We start from the raw sequence: 18,313 nt of genomic DNA, 5'->3' as shown, positions 1-18,313 counted from the left end.
AATCGCCCACTGCACTGCGGGCGATTAGTTTACTTTATCCTCAGCCGGATGTCTTTCTACTAACGGGTCATTTTCTGAAAATGAATCACTCTGCGCTAACTGTGCGAGGTCAGAAGAAATTGGTCGTTTGATTTCAACCCCAAGGTGCTTAAAGCTTTCGGCTTGACGAATCACATTCCCGCGCCCTGTGGCAAGCTTGTTCATTGCGCCTTGATAGCTTTGATTCGCCTTATCCAGCGCACCGCCGAGCCCTTCCATGTCGTCCACAAACAATCGTAATTTGTCGTAGAGTTTTGTCGCGCGCTGCGCAATCATTTTGGCGTTTTCATTCTGGCGTTCATTGCGCCATAGATTATCAATGGTGCGCAGTGCCACCAGCAACGTTGTTGGGCTCACCAAAATGATGTTTTGCTCCATCGCGTCTTTGATCAAACTTGGATCGGCTTGAATCGCGACTTGGAAAGCAGGCTCAACCGGAATAAACATCAGCACATAGTCCAAACTCTGAATACCTTTGAGTTTGTGGTAGTCCTTCATGCTTAAACCCTTAATGTGAGCACGCAGTGCGGCTAAGTGCGCACTCAAAGCCTGATCTCGCTCGGCATCAGTTTCGGCGTTGAAATAGCGCTCATAGGCGACTAGCGCCATTTTGGAATCCACAACCACTTGTTTGTTTTGTGGGAGATGAACAATCACATCAGGTTGGTAGCGCTTGCCTGCTTCATTTTGCAAATTCACCTGAGTCTGATATTCGTGCCCTTCACGCAGTCCCGACTCGGCAAGCACCCTAGCGAGCACCACTTCGCCCCAGTTACCTTGCTGCTTGTTGTCCCCTTTCAACGCTTGGGTCAAATTAACCGCTTCGCGCGTCATTTGCTCATTCAAACGTTGCAGGTTTTTGAGCTCATGCACTAAGGTATGGCGCTCTTTAGCTTCTTGGCTAAAGCTGTCATTAACGTGCTTTTTGAATCCTTCTAGCTGCTCTCGGAGCGGTGACAACAAACCTTCCAAACTCTGACGGTTTTGCAAGTCGACCTTCGCGGTTTTTTCTTCAAACAGTTGGTTGGCCAAGTGCTCAAATTGCTGTTTCAGGCGCGCTTCCGCTTGCTCTAGAATTTGCAGTTTTTCGGCATTGGCTTGGTTGATTTGCTCATGACGTGCTTGCTGCTCACGTAGTTGCGTTTCTAAACGTGATTTGTGCTCACGCATCTGACCAAGCTCATCAAAGTATTGCTGGCGCTCTTGCTTTACAGCCTCGAAGTAACGCAGTTTTTCCATTGCGGCCATCAGCTTTCCGTGTGTTTGGCGTACTTCAAACGCAGCTTTATCGCGCTCATCATCTAATTCATCCAACTCTTGCTGGGCATCAGCAAGGCTTTGTTTAACCTGTTCAAGCTGCTGTTGGTGAAGCTGCTTTTCTGAAACAAGTTGTTGTTCGAGAAGCTGAGTTTGGGTGATAAAACGTTGTTTCACCCACCAACCGACGGCGACACCACTAAGCGTGGCAGCGCAAAGAGAAGAGAGAATGAGAGATTGGTACTCAAGAATCCATTGCATAATAGCGGGTTAGCCTGTGTTTTGTATCTATAACAATGGTATTTAGACACTGGATAAATGTCCAGTTTGTTGGATGAAAAATCCTCGCATACACTAGGCCTTCCTATAATATTCTTTCTTCCGCTCAAATGAACCAGACCGAGCGGCACATCATCACGCAGAGGCATCATGAACGAGCGTCGCGCCCTAGGATTTGGGCTCTCAGCAGTATTACTTTGGTCTACCGTTGCAACCGCATTTAAACTCACGTTGGCAGAATTTACGCCAATCCAAATGCTGTGCATTGCCAGTATCGTCTCTGCGATTGCGCTGACGATAATCTGTGGTGTGCAAGGCAAGTTGGGCCAGTTAAGTGCCACCTTCCTCTCAAATCCTTGGTATTACCTACTGCTTGGGTTGATTAACCCCTTGGCGTATTACGTCATTCTCTTTAAAGCGTATGACTTGCTGCCTGCATCCCAAGCCCAAGCGATCAACTACAGCTGGGCCATTACCTTGACGCTAATGGCTGCTGTTTTCTTAGGGCAGAAGATCCGTGCTAAAGATTGGCTCGCTTGCGGTTTTAGCTATGTAGGCGTGATTGTGATTGCCACGCAGGGCAATGTTCTCGGCATGCAATTCGAGAGCCCATTGGGCGTGGGACTGGCGCTGCTATCGACACTGTTGTGGGCTGGTTACTGGATTTTAAACACCAAAAATAAGGCCGACCCTGTGGTTGGTGTATTACTTGGTTTTTTAGTCGCTATTCCATTTGCCATTGGTTTAAGTATTTATGAAGGTGCGAGCTGGCAGGCAATCTCAATTAAAGGCTGGGCAGCGGTGACGTATGTCGGGCTATTTGAAATGGGGATTACTTTCGTCCTATGGCTAGGCGCCCTCAAATCGACGCAAAACACAGCCCGCATCAGTAATCTGATCTTTGCTTCGCCATTCATCTCACTGATGCTATTGGCAACCATCATTGGTGAAGAAATTCATCCATCAACCTTGATTGGTTTAATACTGATCATCAGTGGATTAGTGGTCCAACAAGTATCGTGGGGTAAAAAAACCAAAGCCATGAGCACTTCTCAATGATGAACAAAAAACCTCAATAAACGATGCAATGAGTTGGATAAAAAAGAGATATAGCTAACAGTTTAATGATAGAAAGCGCCTTACGCTGCTGGGAATTACCTAAGCGTTGGATACGATACCAACACGGCCCAATAGCTTAAGCTAGATTCTAATACCACTATCTTTGGGCGCTTCAGGACACGTTATTAATTATGTTTAGCTTCGCTATTCCTTCGCCTTTGATGGCAGACTGGCAACAGGCTCTGCAACAATGCTGTGATGCTACTCAAGCTCAGGGACAACTTTATACTCTGAGCGATACCCAGCAGTGGCTATCAACTGAGGTGTCCACCTCGGTTCAAAATCATTGCGCTATCGTCGAAGTGGTAGTGCAAGTTGCCGATCAATTTACACCGACAGACTTGACGATAAGCCACACATCCTTTGGACAGCAAACCTTGAGCATAGGTCCAATTTGGCTACCAAATGGCGATCTGTTTGCCGTATTGGCGCTGACTCACCCTGACGATCAAATCACGGTAGTGTCTGCTTGGCTGAGTGCATTAGTGGGGCGAATGAGCTTTGATGTCAGCTCACACTACCAGCAAGAACGAACACGCCATCAAACTACAGCGACCACACCATTACCGACGCTGCAAGAGTTTATCGACTGCCTTGAAGACCATATTTGGATAAAAGGCATGGATGGTCTTTATTCGATGACCAACCGAAGCGTAGAAAATGCGTGGCAAAAGACCAACAGTGAGATCATCGGCAAAGATGATTTCGCACTATTTAGCCACGAGCGAGCAGAGAAGTTCATTGAGGCCGATAACTTGGTCGTGGCGACAGGCACGCTGAACATCGTCGAAGAATGCCGCCAAATTGATGAAAACAATAACCCAACTTGGCTAGAAACCATTAAGTCTCCTGTTCGTGATAATGACGGAAACTTAATTGGTATTCTGGGCATGACGCGCAACATCACACGCCGGAAAATGGTCGAAACGCAACTCTCATTGGCGTCCAAAATTTTTAATAATTCACAAGAAGGCATGGTCATTACTGATCGCAATGCCAACATCATTGATGTAAACACAGCCTTTACTCAAATCACCGGCTATCGCTCTGAAGAGGTGATTGGAAAGAACCCCAGAATTCTGCGCTCAGGTCATCATGACCAAGGCTTCTATAAACAGTTGTGGCATCAGCTCGAAACCAAAGGTCAATGGAAAGGCGAGTTCATCAACCGAAAGAAAGATGGCAGCATTTACCCGCAGTTAGCGACCATTAGTGCCGTAATGGACGATAAAAATCATCTCATTAACTACATCTGTGTATTTGAAGATATTTCCGTGCGTAAAGCGCACGAAGAAAAACTGCAGCGCATGGCCTTTTATGATCCGTTAACGAATCTGCCTAATCGCACCCATTTACTTAGCTTGCTTGAGCAACACATTGAAACCGGGCACAAGAACCAACAGACGTTTGCCACCCTATTTCTGGATATCGACCATTTCAAACACATCAACGATAGCATGGGGCACTTTTGTGGTGATCAGTTGCTGTCTAAGTTGGCTATCCGTCTGCAAGATATTCTTCACTTAAATGCGCATGTGGCTCGCATTGGCGGCGATGAGTTCGTGATCATTTTGCCGGACGTCCACAGTGATGTGGCTTTGCTGGAAACCGTCGGCGATATTCTCAGCGTTTTCCAACAACCATTCGACTTGGCAAATCACGACTCACTGCGCGTCTCGACCAGTATTGGCATAGCCTTATACCCAAGAGACGGCCAAGACAGCGAAACCTTACTCAAAAACGCAGATACAGCAATGTACTTAGCGAAGAAAAATGGGCGCAACGGCTACGCATTTTACTCACCAGATTTAACCGATAAATCGGTATCCCATGTGCGCATTCAATCTGCTTTGCATCAAGCGATAGAAAAACAGCAGCTTCGATTAGAGTTCCAGCCGCAATACAACTTGGAGCAACATGCAATTGTTGGCGTTGAAACCTTATTACGCTGGCAGCACCCAGAATTTGGCCTTGTACCACCAGCCGATTTTATTCCAATTGCAGAAAAAACGGGGCTTATCCAAAGCATTGGCGAGTGGGTCTTGCTACACGCTTGTCAGCAAGGAAATGCTTGGCTGGAACAAGGCGTTGAGTTTGGCAGAATTGCGGTTAATGTGTCGGCATTACAGCTTCAGCAATCGAATTTCATTCAGAGATTGAGCGATATCCTCAATCAAACCGGTTTTCCTGCTCAACGGCTGGATTTGGAGATCACCGAGAGCTTTTTACTGATCGACCCTCAACAAGCCATTGCGTCGTTAAATCAACTAAGAGGCTTAGGCATCGAGATTTCTCTGGATGATTTCGGCACAGGCTATTCGTCTTTGTCTTATTTGAAAGGTTTACCCATCAATAAGCTGAAAATAGATCGTTCGTTTGTCAGTAATGTACCCAGCAATAGCGATAGCAATGCGATTGTGAATGCGATTATCGCCATGGGAAAAACACTGTCATTGAAAGTCGTAGCGGAAGGAATAGAAACTCAGGAGCAAGCCGATTACTTGTTCGAAAAAGGCTGTGTTTACGGTCAAGGGTATCTTTTTAGCCAGCCAGTAAGTGCGGAAAAACTTTTTCGTTGAGCCAGCTTGTAGCCCAAGTCATTCTCGTGGAGCCACATCCTCGGGGATGGTTTGGCTTGGTTGACTTTGAGTTGATTGACACAGCTCCAGACGCTCAACCAAAATATTAATGCAGACCAATAGCGGTACACCGATTAAGAGCCCCATACCGCCCCAAAGCCAACCCCAGAACACGAGCCAAACGAAGATCACTAACGGATTTAAGTTGAATCTTTTCCCTAATAACGTTGGCGTGACAAACTGGCTTTCAATCAAGTTGATCAACAAATAGATAGACACCACAGTGAGCATAAAACTGACCGACTCCAACTGCAGATAAGCCACAAAACCGAAACTCACCATGGAGATGACTGGGCCGAGATACGGCGCAAAATTCATCACGCCAGCAAACGCGCCCCACAAGAACGGATCCTCAAGGCCTAAAACAAAAAACACCGCCCCAACACTCAACCCAAGTCCCGCATTCACTAACGTGATAGTGCCAATGTATCGAGATAGGTCTTTCTGTAGTGCTTTGACCAGTTCAATCGCTTGGCGCTGCTTGGCAAACCCATGCAAGTACGACACTGACTTTCGAAATAAGCTGCGTCCGTGATTGAGCATAAAATAAACCATAAACAGCACGATCATCGCTTGTGTCAAAATGGTCGGCGTCGTGGTCGCGAGTGTCTTCACCAAAGAAAATACGGTGTTATTCCCGACCTCATCCATACCCATATCGCTGGCAATATTCAGCGGCGTATTAAGGTGATCCGCCGAGGCTTGAGTCACTTCACTCACTTCTTGCGACACATTTTTCACGATACTGGGTAGTTCAGACCACCACTGCTTAGCTGGCTCCGACATGGCAGCAAGGCCAATAATTGAAGCACCAACCAAGAATGACAGAGTCACCACGACGGTAATCGCGCGCGGTAAACCTTTGTCTTCAAGATAGTTAATGAAAGGACTGCATAACAGAGAAATAAAGGTACTAAGCACAATAGGTAACAAGATTGGCTTAGCAAAATACAGCCCAGGAACGAGCAATAAGACAAGAAGGGTTGCACCAATCGCGGTGTTGGCAGGAATGTTCAATTTCGCTGTCATAAAAAGGCTCAAGGTCGGTAGGAATCATTATCGGCGAAAGCCGTTATTGGGGTTGCTCGACTTCTGTTTCTGTCGCGGTCTCTTCTGTCGAAGCAGTATTGCTTGCTTGTGGTTCAGCATTTCGCTCTTGTTCTACGCCCGACTGGTTAGAAGACGCGGCCATAACTGGCTTGGCAAGCGAATCCGTTAGTTCGGAGACACTACTCGCCAATAGCCCCATGGAAGAGATAGAGGAAGTCAGTCGAGACAATCGACCCGCTTTGGCAGCGGTAACAGCAACGACAGCACTAATACCTAGCGTCGTCCAAGGATTTTCTTTCACAAACTTCTTAGTGGTAAACGTGAACATTTCCATCGATAAGCAGCATTGCTCTAAAGATGCTTTACCTTCCATCCGCTTGATTCGCATGGCTCGATTGAGCTTTTGTAGCGAGCGCATCCCACCCCTCCTGCAACTGTTCTGTCGTATTTTTGAATCCAAGGAAACCAACTAAACGCTTCTGCCACCAAGCTAAAGACAATAATGCCAAACCTAAGGACGCAATAAATACGCCCACGGCAACATACACGTTAGCGGTCAGCTGATAAGCCACCACACCAGAAGCAAGGCACAAACTGAACACGAACAATACCGACAATAAGGTAAAAACAATGGTGCACAGCAAAATCTGTCGCGCTGCGGACGCATTAACTTTCACCTCCAAGAGGAACAAATCCAACGTTGAACCCGACCACGCTTTCAGCGATTGAGTCAATTGGTCCAGTTGTGAAAGAATACTGCTCAAACCATTGATGGTTTGTTGGATATCCTGCTCTTGTGCCCCACTTGGGGCTCGACCGCTGTCTGCTGCGGCCGAGCCTGGTTGCTGGTTGGTGACTTGTCCGGAGTTATTCATTGGAACCCTCGCCTTCTGTTATGTGGCTTAATCCGTTGGACCGTGATTATTTGATCAGCTTCGAAACCGCCCAACCCGCAAGGAAGGCACAACCAATGCTCAGCAATGGACGCTCCTTGATAACGTTCTCTGCCGACTTGGTCGCCTGCTGAACGTGTTCCGCGCCCACATCAAATTTCTCTTTAGCTTGGTCTTTCATTGTGCCGACGGCTTCCGTCGTGGCTTGCTCCGCCAAGTGATATGCTTCTTCTAACTGCTCTTGAGGTTTTACTGTGCTTTCTTTTGTTGTAGCCATAACTAGCCTCCGTTGATGAGTTGAGTAGTAAATCAAGTGAAACAACTTTTGAACTCACTTACTCACAACAAAGCCATATCCGTGCCAAAACTATAAGCATTTGTTTTTATTTGATTTTTATTTTGTTTCACGACAAACCCTTATCTGTACGTGTAATTCTTTCCAGACTTCCCCAACATTCTTGTAATTTTTTCTTAGCACCACGTCTGCAACCCTCCAATTCTTGCGCAATAAACTCATAACCAATTGATTAATAGAAAAATAACATTCATTGGCATACAACCTGCAACTAAAGATGAAACATCGGTGTTTGTTCCCCATACGTACAAACACTCCCATCACCAACCAAATCAGGAGTGAGATATGAAAAATGAAAATATCGCCTCAATCATTGAGCTTATCGAGAGCGGAAATGACATTTACAACAAGGCCATTGAGAACATTGACAACACTTCTTTGAATAATGTGTTGGTAGAACTGCTTAGAGTACGTGAGCGAGCGGTGCTTGAGCTTACTCCCTACACATTGGCAAATAACCAGGAAGACTCTGCCGACGACACTCCGGTTTCCTACACCATTAAAGCGCGTGAAGTGTACAGCGATGTGATGAAGGAGGTGTCTTCTGACAAAGAGTCCATGTATTTGGAACAGCTCGAAGGTGTTGAAAGCAAGGTGCTCAAAGAGATCGAAAACCTAATTACTAGCCACCCAGAGCAAGCGGATAATTCGGTTCTACTGAAAGTTCGCAGTGATATCAAAAGCTGTAAAGAAAAGCTCAGCAGCATCAGCCTTATCAGCTAATCCTTAGTGGTCGCCTTGCAATCAAGCGCTGGCAGAGAAAATGGCCAACTCGTTTTGGCCATTTCTGATAAGGCCACAGGCACCTCAATACAACCAAAACTAGAAAACACTAAACCGAGTAATCAACACGGTAGTCATAAATAAAGAGGTCAGTATGACATTGGATAATAATCGAGTAAGGGAGCTACTCGTAAAAATGACACACCATCGCCAAACGTGTTTGCCTCTCGTTAATCCGAAATCGCATATGACACTCGCAAGAGCGGCGTATCGATTCGTTAAAATAGAAAAAGTGATGATCAAAAAGATGGCGAAGTTGTTCTTCGACCAAGATGGTGAACAATTCATTGCGGAAAATGCCACCGAATACGGCGTTGCCGAACTAGGTAATTACAAAGAAATGCATTTCATGAACAAGTTGTTGTTAGATGATTTAAAAGCGCTACTCAGAGCCATTGATGACACCAACTTAACGGCGCTTGTTTCTTACTGGTTAGCTGCTTTACAAGTCGAAAACGATGAAATTGAAAAGCACTTACCCCAGGGTGAGTAGTCATACTCACCCCCTTCTTCCTTTCACTTCGAGAACGATAAATAGACGCTCTCTCAGATACAAAAAATGCCGATATAAAAAAGCCGCTGCACCTACGCAGCGACCTTATTGGTTCCTTCAAAACTACGACTAAACCGGTAAACAAAGGCACGCTATAAAGCACTAGGCAAATGGCGCATTATCCACTGCTTATCTGTTTTAAAGCTAAGTCGATTTACTTCTCCCGCTTGGGACAAATACATTCAACGATTTTGGACGAAGCTTAATCGCTAATTGCTCATCAGAATAAAGCTCACCATCAATCACATACTCAATCGGTTTGTTCGCAGAAATAGTGACATTCTGAGCCGTCGCGTATTGAAAATGAGTCGATTCCTCCTGCGCACCTACGCTGGTTAATGTCAGATCAGACAATGCGATGAGGCGTCCGCCTAAAGATTCGGTGTTATCTAAATACGTGATATGCAGCTTGCCATCGTCAGGCTGCGGAGCACCACCACCTTGCGCGAGCAACGTACTAAAAGGAGCGATATTCGCAACGACAAAGCTATGAACTTCTAGCGTTTGTGATCCATTTTCGCGGTTTCCATCTTCAAATGGCGCATCCATCGCAACAGTCAACGTCTGCGTCTCTTCCGCCACCACCGCGTTAAAAAAGCCCGTTAAGTAGGCCAATTGTCCAAAGGTGTTTTTCTCTTCTCGCTGCGCATGCTCGATCATTTTCTGCTCTAGGCCAATACCTAGGACTAACAATATAAGCCTCTGATTACACTCCGCCGTATCAATACGTTGGCAGTGACCTGCTAGCAATGCTTCACACGCTTTTTCGACTGGTGAGAATTTTGCGCCAACTCCATAGAGCACATGACACAACGCATTGGCGGTTCCGAGCGGAACAATACCGAGTTTGATGTCGGTACCTACCAGCTGGCTCGCCACTTCCGTCACTGTGCCATCACCACCCGCTACGATAATTTGCTTAGCACCACTTTCTTTTGCCTGTTGTGTTAGCTGCTCGGCGCTGAGATTTGTGGTGGTTTGATGAATACTCAAGCGATATTTTTTGGTTAGTTCACGAATCAAGTGCTGTTCGTTTTCCTCCCATTTGCCGCCACCTGCAACAGGGTTGACCACCATCCAAGTGGACTGATCCAGACCCAGTACGCCTTTTTCACTTATCGCTCGTAACGTTTTGATCTGCAATTTATTCAATCTCGCGGTACTGCGCACGTCATTGATTTTTTTCATCACAGATTCAACCGTCAGCGACGGATCTTTGCTCAGTAAATACGCCGCAACAACAAACACCGAGCGACCACGCCCTAACGCACAATGCACAACCACAGCTCGCGAGCACGAGATTTGCGTATCAATCCAGTTAATCGCATGACGCAAGCGCTCCAACGTTGGGGCTTTGTGGTCAAGTACCGGAATCGAAAGGTAATGAAACTGCTTGTCGGTCATCGCACTTTCAAGCCCAGCAAATTCTGCGGTGACATCGACAATACAAGAGATGTCATTGGATTCGAGAAAATCTAAGTCACTCTGAAATAGCCGACGGGAGAGGTATAAATTATCGCTGACTTTTTGTATCGGAGGCACGGTATCGCGCCGTCTTTCCCAGGCATTATACGCTCTAGCACCCAGCAAAAAGGGGATGAATGCCCAGCGGATCCATCTGACAATCTTGCCGTCTTGGTTTTTTCTAAAAATGGAGGGAATGTCGAAAACGTAGGCTACGCTGACTAATGCTAAAGAAAGAGATACCCACAAGAACAACAGGCTAACCATGATTTGGGGAATATAAATAGCGGCCAATAAACTGATCAGAGCGCCAAGAATATAATATTTGATGATAAACATTCGCTCTCCTTGCCTTCAGCGAGTGCGCTTTTTTAGTGAAAGTGAGAATAAGCTGGTTTTAGTTTAGGCTAATTAGCTTGGTAAACGCTTTGATTGGGCCCCTTCCCGTGCCGAAATGGCACGAAAAGGACCAATACTCCACCTAACTAGCCATTTCTTCGACGTAGCTATCCGCTAGTTTCATTTTCTGCTGATCGGTCATCACCTTACCGGCCAATTGGAAAAAACGCTGCTCTTCTTCTTCGAGGTGGTGCAATACTTTGTGACGCAAAGTTTTCATGAGGTTGAGCCATGCTGGCGAGCTCATGTCGGTTGCATCAAGCTGTGCAATCACTTTATCAATCTCGTGGTGCTCTGCGATGCCATGACGAGTAAGATCGATGGTTTTATCGCTCTCGATTAAAGGCGCGTAGAAAAAACGCTCTTCTGCGGCGGCGTGCTGTTCGAGTTCATCCTTCAGATTGTGGTAAAACTCTTCGCGTGCAGGGGAATCTCCAGACGTTTCCATCAGAGCATCGAGTAAAAGGCGTTGCTTTTCATGACTCTCTTTTAGTACATCAAATATGTTTTTCATCTTTGACTCCTCATCTGATTGTAAACACTTGGGATAAAAGGAAGGGCGGTGATTGACCGCCCTTCTCTTACATTGCTGTGAACAAAAAGCTGACCTGACTCGACTAACAATCTTGGTCTTCTGCGTTCAAGTTCTCTTTAATATTCTCACACTCATCTTCAATCGCATTTTGAGTTTCTTCGGCGGCTTCATCTATCTTCTTGCCTGCCTGTTCCATTGGCCCTTCTTCACTACAAGCAGCCAGTGCGAACACCAAACCAAATACTGCGGCGATACGGTAAATTAATGACGTAAGTCGCATGAAATCTCCTATCTATTTACGTTTTTTCTTCCTAGCAGAACAATCACTATTGATACAATTAATGACAATAGGAATAGGTAAAATATCACTTGCGCGATAGAGGCTGCCGCCCCTGCAATACCAGTAAAACCTAGTAGTGCAGAAACCAGTGCCAAAGCCAGAAAAATAAACATCCAACGAACCATAGTGTTACCTCCTAATAAAATTGGGTTAGGTCACTCGGCTCGTTATTATTGAACCACTTCTAGCTTATCAATCACCTTATTTACATCATTGGTATTATTTGCAATTGAAAGTGCAAGATCATGCTCCGCATCTGAATTAACCTTACCTGCCAACGTTACCGTTTTACGTTCCGTCGTTACATCAATGTCCGTACCACTTACATTGGTATCCATCAGTAGGCGCGTTTTAACTATAGTCGTGATTTTAGAGTCGGTCAGTGTGGCTAATGCCTCTGAATCGGTTTCTTTCTTACTTTCATTCACCACTGACAATTCGTTGTTTACTTTTTTCACACCATCAAGACCTGTTACAAGCTCTTCGGCAAGCGATTTTTCAAGGTCATTGTTTACCGAACCAGAAAGGGTAACCACCTGATTTTCAACATCGGTGTTGATATCAAAAGAGTTAAGGTTACTGTTTAGCAGCAGCGTAGTTTCGGCTTTACCATCTAGCCAAGCGTCCATGGATTCTTTTTCCCATTTATCACTCGCTAAGACTGCTGTAGATGAAGTAGCAAGAACTGACGTAAGTACAATTTTAGCTGCGATGTTATTCATGGTAATTCTCCTTTATTGACGTTGTATTTCCATAGGAGCAAACCATGTGCCAAGTTTGTAACTTGTTATTTTTAAAGGAATAATAAAAACAAGAGGTAAAAATAAGACGAACAAGAAAATATAAGCATGAATTATTTACACAGAAGAAATGTAATTTTTAATCGTTAATAATTTCGCAATCAATTACATAATACGCCAACAAAAGATGAGACATTATTTCTTCGACTTCACTTAATCGCAGAACTATTATTTAAAGCGTGAGACAACCGAATAAAGAAGCAATATTTATCAGAATTATTACTGATATATACCAAGATAGGTTAAACAAAATTAAAATAGCCTACAGCCCCTTAAATCTATGCTGACAATATTTTGTCTTGTGCACTTAGAATAATCCACGTACATTGTTTCTGTCATAGTAAAGAGGACATTTCTATGTCGTTGCCAAGCCTGTTTCTACGAATACAAGACCCGACACTTAAAGATGCTATTGCCTCTTGCCAGGAACTGAACAAATTTCGTCTGCATAATACCGATGCCGCAGATAGTTGGATTGAAGATTTCCTACAACTCAAGCCGGAAGTTGCGATTGTTGAAGTCGCCCACTTTACTAGCGCAGATTACCAGCGCCTTTCTAATATCGAAGACATCTACGATATGGACTTGATCATCATTAGCTCTGGTGCTCCAAACGAAAATTTGGATAAGCTAATGAACTTAGGTGCAATTTTTCACTACAGAAAACCCGTCGATATTGCCATTTTGACGGACACCCTAAGCGAAGTCAGCCAGTACTATCAGCAAAAACAAGATCAAGGACGTAAAGTGTCCACTAGCGATCTCGACCAATTTGGCCTTTTGGTGGGGTCCTCATCGCCAATGCATCAGCTCTATCGCATGATCCGACGCGTCGCAAAAACAGAAGCCAACGTCCTCATTGTCGGAGAAAGTGGCTCGGGTAAAGAGTTAGTCGCACAGACCATTCATTTAGCCAGTGATCGCAAGCAACAACCCTTTATCGCGATTAACTGTGGTGCGATTAGCCCAGAGTTGGTCGATAGTGAACTGTTTGGCCATGAAAAAGGCGCCTTTACCGGAGCGAATAAAACTCACCAAGGTGTATTTAAACAGGCAGAAGGCGGCACGCTGTTTTTAGATGAAATCACCGAGATGCCTATCGAGCATCAAGTGAAGCTATTGCGTGTTTTGGAAACCGGAGAGTATCGCCCAGTGGGCAGTAATACGGTGCATATCGCCAACACTCGCATCATTGCCGCCACCAACCGTGATCCTAAAGTCGCCATTGAAGAGCAGTTCCTGCGTGAAGATCTGTTTTTCCGCTTATCGCACTTTCCATTAACGATACCGCCGCTGCGAGAGCGAGGCGGTGACATCGTCGGTCTGGCTAAACACTTTATCGCGCACCGCAACGCAAATGAGGCTAAAACCAAAACCATTCTTGATTCTGCCATCCAAAAAATCGCTGCACACGATTGGCCAGGTAATGTCCGTGAGCTCAAACACACGATCGAGCGTGCATTTATTTTGGCTGATGACACCATCCGAGATGAACACCTGATATTCGATACACCACCATTGGAAACAGGCACAAGCATCGAAGACCTTGTTCCAGCGGGCGTTTCGCTAGAAGAGCTAGAAAAAGCCGCCATTCTCAATACGCTTGAAGAGAATCAAGGCAATAAAACGGAATCTGCGCAAGAGTTGGGCATTAGCGTTAAAACGCTCTACAACAAACTCGAAAAGTATCAAGACGAGTAACTCGCTGTGGGAATACAATGAGAATATAAAAAGAGCACGGAATACAATTCAGTGCTCTTTTTTATCTTATCTTTTATGCGGATGTGCAGCGTTTGATTACACCCACTGACCCGCGACAAAGCCGCTCGACCAGCACCACTGAAAATTGTAGCCCCCTAACCAGCCAGTCACATCCATCACTTCGCCAATGAAGTACAGCCCTTTGATGTCTTTGCATTCCATGGTTTTCGAAGATAAGTGATCGGTATCCACACCGCCTAGTGTCACTTCCGCGGTTCGGTAGCCTTCAGTGCCATTCGGGGCGATATCCCAATGCTCTAAACGATCCACAATCGCCGCAAGCTCCTTTTGATTGAACTGCTTTAGCGGTTTATCGACCAGCTCTTTACGTTCAATCAAGACTTCAACCAAGCGCTTTGGTAGCACTTTAGCGAGCGTATTTTTGAGCGACTGATTCGGATGCTTTTCACGGCTGCGTTCTAATAACTCGGCTACATCATCGTTTGGCACCAGATTAATCGACACCTTTTGCCCCGCTCGCCAGAATGATGAAATCTGTAAAACGGCTGGGCCAGATAAACCACGATGTGTGAACAACAGGGCTTCTTTGAACATCGTGCCATCTTCAGCTGTAATTTCCGCAGGTACTGCGATACCAGATAACTCAGCAAAGTCTTCTTTGTCTTCTTTATGCAACGTAAATGGCACCAGCCCTGCCGTAGTTGGGATAACTCGAAGACCAAATTGTTCCGCGACTTTATAGCCAAATGGTGTCGCCCCCAGTTTTGGCATCGACAAGCCACCGGTTGCGATAACTAAAGACTCACACTCAACAATCTCAGTGCCAGCATGCAAACGAAAGCCTTCATCGATTTTCTCAATTGAGTGAACATCGCATTGGTAACGCTGCTCGATATTCGGCATATCACATTCAGCCAGCAGCATCTTCACGATGTCTTTCGCCGTAAACGCATCGACACAAAACAGCTGACCGTGATCGCGCTCTTCAAATTCAATACCATGCTTACACACCATCGAGATAAAATCCCAGTTGGTGTATTGAGAAAGCGCCGACTTAACGAAATGCGGGTTTTGGCATAGGTAGTTGCTGGCTGAAACATCGTAGTTAGTGAAATTACAACGGCCACCGCCTGAGATAAGGATTTTACGTCCTGGCTTTTTAGCATGATCGAGCACCAAAACACGGCGGCCTCGCTTGCCGGCTTCTGCAGCACACATCAAACCCGCTGCGCCTGCGCCAATTACAACAACATCAAATTTCTTACTCATCGGTAGCTCTTAGACTGATTGGTATCGAATCGAAATAAAAAAGGATGTGCACATTGCACATCCTTGCTTTCTAGGCGCGACATTCTACCGACAAATCTCGAAGGGGAAAAGCGCTTAAACGGTAAGCGCTATGCATACCCGTACAATCCTAGGAGATTAACTCGCTAGATTATTGATTCTTTAAAGAATGAAGGCCGCGAGTAGGGTAACACCGAGCAAAGCGGTCGATAAAACAAATAGCTCACGCACCCTTTCGCACTTACCAGTAAAAATCTCATCGTGGTGATGGTGATATTCTTTACTTTTGATGTAGTGGAACAAACGCACCTGTTTGGTGACATTTCCATGGGTGGTAAAAAAGCCATTGCCATCAACTTGCTGATATAACAACGGATGCGCTTCACGCATGATGTAAATTAGAGAACGAAGAGCGGTGAGATACCGGATCATGTTGACTCCAGTTACCACCATTAGCGCAAATAAGATTGTGTCTCCACTGATCATCTTTTCCTCCCTACACCTTCAACAATGCTCAAGAGAAAAAGACGATCAATGCTTCGTCTTTACCCGCTACTTATAGCGTCAAAAAACGCGTTTACGCAGCTGGAGCATCCATGATTGAAGATGAACCTTCTTTCGCCATTTGTGCTAGATCTTTGTCGATGAAGAACAATGCTTTACCATCTTCACCTACTAATTCGATCTTATCTAAAATCCCTTTAAACAACTTCTCTTCTTCGTGCTGTTCAGACACGTACCACTGTAGGAAGTTAAACGTTGAGTAGTCTTGGCTAGTAAATGCAACATGTGCCAATTTATTGATTTTTTCCGTGATCATTTGCTCATGTTCGAAGGTCTCGCGGAAAACATCACCTAAGCTAGCAAAATCATGCTTTGGTGCATCAATAGCGCCCAAAATTGGCATTGAGCCAGTTTCACTTACGTAGGTGAATAGGCGTTGCATGTGCTCCATTTCTTCTACGGCGTGAGCGCGTAAAAATTCAGCCGCACCTTCAAAACCTTTGTCTTCACACCAAGCACTCATTTGTAAGTATAGATTGGATGAGAAAAATTCTAGGTTAATTTGCTCATTCAATTGTTCGACCATAGTTTGAGACAGCATGTTAACTCCTATTAATGTGCATGCAATATACCCAAGTAACCTCGAGATAAACGACGCCGCGAGATTGACTTGCTCTACATCAGAGGCAAGGTTTTACTTGAACTATAGTCAGTAACGGAGCGCTGAACTCCGCATCTCAAAGTCACTTGGGTATAACGCCACTATAACATGATTACTGAGACAAGACTTTGTACCTACGACACTGATATGAGATCACTTCAGCAAATTTTTTTGGGGGTTAGTGCTAATCTAAAACTATGACCTTACAAGGAGATAGCAATATGAGTTACAAACACATACTTGTGGCAGTCGACCTGTCAGACGACAGTAAAGTGTTGATTAAAAAAGCCGTATCACTGGCTAAACCTCTGGATGCGAAAGTCTCTTTTATTCACATCGACGTGAACTACGCAGAGCTCTACACCGGGCTTATCGACATCAATATGGCAGAAGCGCAACATCAAGCAATGGAAGCGTCGCGCACACAATTGGCGAATTTCGCAGAATATGCGCAATACCCAATAGCCCATACGTTGGTCGGTAGTGGCGATTTGAGTAATGAGCTGTGCGATACCATTCAAGACTACAGTATCGATTTGGTGGTTTGTGGTCATCACCAAGATTTCTGGAGCAAGATTCTGTCTTCGACTCGACAACTGATTAACTGCTCTCCAGTCGATATGCTGGTCGTACCGCTAAAAGACTGATTGGCGCGACGTTAAAACTTGGTTAGACTGCGGGCACATTTGTTGTTGATAAAGATTCTCATCCATGGCTTATCTATCCGCAGTTACCCTACTTTGGGCATTCTCATTTAGCCTGATCGGCGTTTACCTCGCTGGTCAGGTTGATTCTTGGTTCTCGGTGTTCATGCGCGTGGCACTGGCGAGTCTGGTTTTCATTCCCTTTTTAAAATTCCGCGGCGTTAGCAAATCCTTAATCGCGAAACTGATGACGGTCGGTGGCTTTCAGCTTGGTCTGATGTACTGCTTCTACTACCAATCTTTTTTGCTCCTTTCCGTGCCAGAAGTATTGCTGTTCACCGTATTCACACCCATTTACGTCACGCTGATCTATGACTTCTTGAAAGGTCGCTTTTCACCTTGGTATTTGGTTACCGCGGCGATTGCTGTATTTGGCGCAGCCTGGATTAAGTTTGCAGGCATTAATGAAGACTTCCTGCTGGGCTTTTTGGTCGTACAAGGAGCAAACCTCTGTTTTGCCATTGGTCAGGTAGGCTACAAATACATCATGGAAAATGAGCCGGTTGATTTGCCACAACACACCGTGTTTGGTTACTTCTACTTAGGTGCGCTTTGTGTAGCAACCGTGGCTTTCGCTCTGATGGGCAACCTCGACAAACTACCCACCACCGCAACGCAATGGGGCATTCTGACGTACCTTGGTTTAATTGCTTCCGGTTTTGGTTACTTCGCGTGGAACAAAGGCGCAACCATGGTAAACGCAGGAGCACTTGCAGTAATGAACAACGCGTTAGTGCCAGCAGGTTTGATTGTGAACATTGTGATTTGGAACCGCGATGTTGATGTCATGCGACTCGCCATTGGCGGTGCGATCATCATGCTATCGCTATGGATTAACGAAACCTGGGTGAAAAAGCGCGTCGAAATGAGCTACGCCAAGAAGTAAAGCGACCGCTCCCAACACACATACCGACAATAAAAAACGCTCTC

At 45.4% G+C, this 18,313-nt stretch carries 20 protein-coding genes; 7 read left to right on the top strand and 13 right to left on the bottom strand.

From position 1 onward, the window contains the following. Positions 1–24: 24 nt before the first annotated feature. Positions 25–1,557 carry a DNA recombination protein RmuC gene (gene rmuC / locus ACHFJ9_RS08545; protein ID WP_005394435.1) on the bottom strand — a complete coding sequence of 511 codons (1,533 nt, stop codon included), beginning with the start codon at positions 1,555–1,557 and terminating at the stop codon, positions 25–27. 168 nt (positions 1,558–1,725) lie between these two features. On the opposite strand from rmuC, the gene ACHFJ9_RS08540 reads away from it, so the two are divergent. Together ACHFJ9_RS08540 and ACHFJ9_RS08535 are read left to right on the top strand one after the other, a co-directional pair. Further along, positions 1,726–2,634, top strand: a complete 909-nt coding sequence (locus ACHFJ9_RS08540) for a DMT family transporter (RefSeq protein ID WP_046874160.1) — start codon at positions 1,726–1,728, stop codon at positions 2,632–2,634. Positions 2,635–2,825: 191 nt separating this feature from the next. Beyond that, positions 2,826–5,273, top strand: coding sequence for an EAL domain-containing protein (locus ACHFJ9_RS08535; protein ID WP_395356494.1), 2,448 nt, complete (start codon positions 2,826–2,828; stop codon positions 5,271–5,273). An 18-nt stretch (positions 5,274–5,291) separates the two neighbouring features. On the opposite strand, the gene ACHFJ9_RS08530 is transcribed toward ACHFJ9_RS08535, so the two are convergent. From ACHFJ9_RS08530 to ACHFJ9_RS08515, 4 genes are read right to left on the bottom strand one after another with little or no spacing between them, the layout of a single operon-like run. Beyond that, positions 5,292–6,362 (bottom strand): AI-2E family transporter, encoded by a 1,071-nt coding sequence (locus ACHFJ9_RS08530; protein ID WP_005394430.1) that lies wholly within the window; start codon positions 6,360–6,362, stop codon positions 5,292–5,294. A 43-nt stretch (positions 6,363–6,405) separates the two neighbouring features. Next, entirely contained in the window at positions 6,406–6,801 is a 396-nt protein-coding gene (locus tag ACHFJ9_RS08525) for a hypothetical protein (protein ID WP_242456810.1), read from the bottom strand. Continuing rightward, complete coding sequence (locus ACHFJ9_RS08520) at positions 6,746–7,258, bottom strand: hypothetical protein (RefSeq protein ID WP_005394427.1); 513 nt, start codon at positions 7,256–7,258, stop codon at positions 6,746–6,748. The genes ACHFJ9_RS08525 and ACHFJ9_RS08520 overlap by 56 nt, the downstream gene beginning before the upstream one ends. 46 nt (positions 7,259–7,304) lie before the next feature. Continuing rightward, positions 7,305–7,553, bottom strand: coding sequence for a hypothetical protein (locus tag ACHFJ9_RS08515; RefSeq protein WP_395356491.1), 249 nt, complete (start codon positions 7,551–7,553; stop codon positions 7,305–7,307). A gap of 363 nt (positions 7,554–7,916) precedes the next feature. Here ACHFJ9_RS08515 and ACHFJ9_RS08510 point away from each other — a divergent pair, with 363 nt between their 5' ends. Beyond that, positions 7,917–8,354: a DUF2383 domain-containing protein gene (locus ACHFJ9_RS08510; protein WP_005394423.1), complete on the top strand. Its 438-nt coding sequence runs from the start codon at positions 7,917–7,919 to the stop codon at positions 8,352–8,354. A gap of 154 nt (positions 8,355–8,508) precedes the next feature. Next, positions 8,509–8,907, top strand: a complete 399-nt coding sequence (locus tag ACHFJ9_RS08505; RefSeq protein ID WP_161444785.1) for a hypothetical protein — start codon at positions 8,509–8,511, stop codon at positions 8,905–8,907. Positions 8,908–9,111: 204 nt separating this feature from the next. On the opposite strand, the gene ACHFJ9_RS08500 is transcribed toward ACHFJ9_RS08505, so the two are convergent. From ACHFJ9_RS08500 to ACHFJ9_RS08480, 5 genes are all read right to left on the bottom strand, one after another. Beyond that, the gene (locus ACHFJ9_RS08500) at positions 9,112–10,770 is read right to left on the bottom strand and encodes a diacylglycerol kinase family protein (protein WP_395356488.1); all 1,659 of its coding nucleotides are present in this window, start codon (positions 10,768–10,770) and stop codon (positions 9,112–9,114) included. A gap of 142 nt (positions 10,771–10,912) precedes the next feature. Next, positions 10,913–11,344: a hemerythrin domain-containing protein gene (locus ACHFJ9_RS08495; RefSeq protein WP_005394414.1), complete on the bottom strand. Its 432-nt coding sequence runs from the start codon at positions 11,342–11,344 to the stop codon at positions 10,913–10,915. 103 nt (positions 11,345–11,447) lie between these two features. Next, a complete protein-coding gene (locus ACHFJ9_RS08490) occupies positions 11,448–11,645 on the bottom strand; it encodes a hypothetical protein (protein ID WP_048624594.1) in 198 nt (65 codons plus the stop codon). 8 nt (positions 11,646–11,653) lie between these two features. Continuing rightward, positions 11,654–11,830 (bottom strand): DUF1328 family protein, encoded by a 177-nt coding sequence (locus tag ACHFJ9_RS08485; RefSeq protein WP_012841233.1) that lies wholly within the window; start codon positions 11,828–11,830, stop codon positions 11,654–11,656. A 45-nt stretch (positions 11,831–11,875) separates the two neighbouring features. Beyond that, positions 11,876–12,427: a BON domain-containing protein gene (locus tag ACHFJ9_RS08480; protein WP_258669839.1), complete on the bottom strand. Its 552-nt coding sequence runs from the start codon at positions 12,425–12,427 to the stop codon at positions 11,876–11,878. Positions 12,428–12,862: 435 nt separating this feature from the next. On the opposite strand from ACHFJ9_RS08480, the gene ACHFJ9_RS08475 reads away from it, so the two are divergent. Next, positions 12,863–14,206 carry a sigma-54-dependent Fis family transcriptional regulator gene (locus tag ACHFJ9_RS08475; RefSeq protein WP_258459904.1) on the top strand — a complete coding sequence of 448 codons (1,344 nt, stop codon included), beginning with the start codon at positions 12,863–12,865 and terminating at the stop codon, positions 14,204–14,206. Positions 14,207–14,302: 96 nt separating this feature from the next. Here ACHFJ9_RS08475 and ACHFJ9_RS08470 read toward each other — a convergent pair whose 3' ends face one another. The 3 genes from ACHFJ9_RS08470 to ftnA form a co-directional block, all read right to left on the bottom strand. Further along, entirely contained in the window at positions 14,303–15,496 is a 1,194-nt protein-coding gene (locus ACHFJ9_RS08470; RefSeq protein WP_374093157.1) for an NAD(P)/FAD-dependent oxidoreductase, read from the bottom strand. 180 nt (positions 15,497–15,676) lie between these two features. Further along, positions 15,677–16,000, bottom strand: coding sequence for a universal stress protein UspB (gene uspB / locus ACHFJ9_RS08465; RefSeq protein WP_005394407.1), 324 nt, complete (start codon positions 15,998–16,000; stop codon positions 15,677–15,679). Between the two features lie 91 nt (positions 16,001–16,091). Continuing rightward, a complete protein-coding gene (gene ftnA / locus ACHFJ9_RS08460) occupies positions 16,092–16,619 on the bottom strand; it encodes a non-heme ferritin (protein WP_005379167.1) in 528 nt (175 codons plus the stop codon). A gap of 281 nt (positions 16,620–16,900) precedes the next feature. Here ftnA and uspA point away from each other — a divergent pair, with 281 nt between their 5' ends. Then, complete coding sequence (uspA, locus tag ACHFJ9_RS08455; RefSeq protein ID WP_005379165.1) at positions 16,901–17,326, top strand: universal stress protein UspA; 426 nt, start codon at positions 16,901–16,903, stop codon at positions 17,324–17,326. A gap of 64 nt (positions 17,327–17,390) precedes the next feature. After that, positions 17,391–18,269, top strand: a complete 879-nt coding sequence (locus tag ACHFJ9_RS08450; protein ID WP_258587100.1) for a carboxylate/amino acid/amine transporter — start codon at positions 17,391–17,393, stop codon at positions 18,267–18,269. Positions 18,270–18,313: the final 44 nt, after the last annotated feature.

This window comes from Vibrio sp. D3, assembly GCF_043995865.1.
GTDB lineage: Bacteria > Pseudomonadota > Gammaproteobacteria > Enterobacterales > Vibrionaceae > Vibrio > Vibrio diabolicus.
Note: the sequence above shows the minus strand (reverse complement) of the source record. Positions and strands in the feature narration are given on the sequence as shown.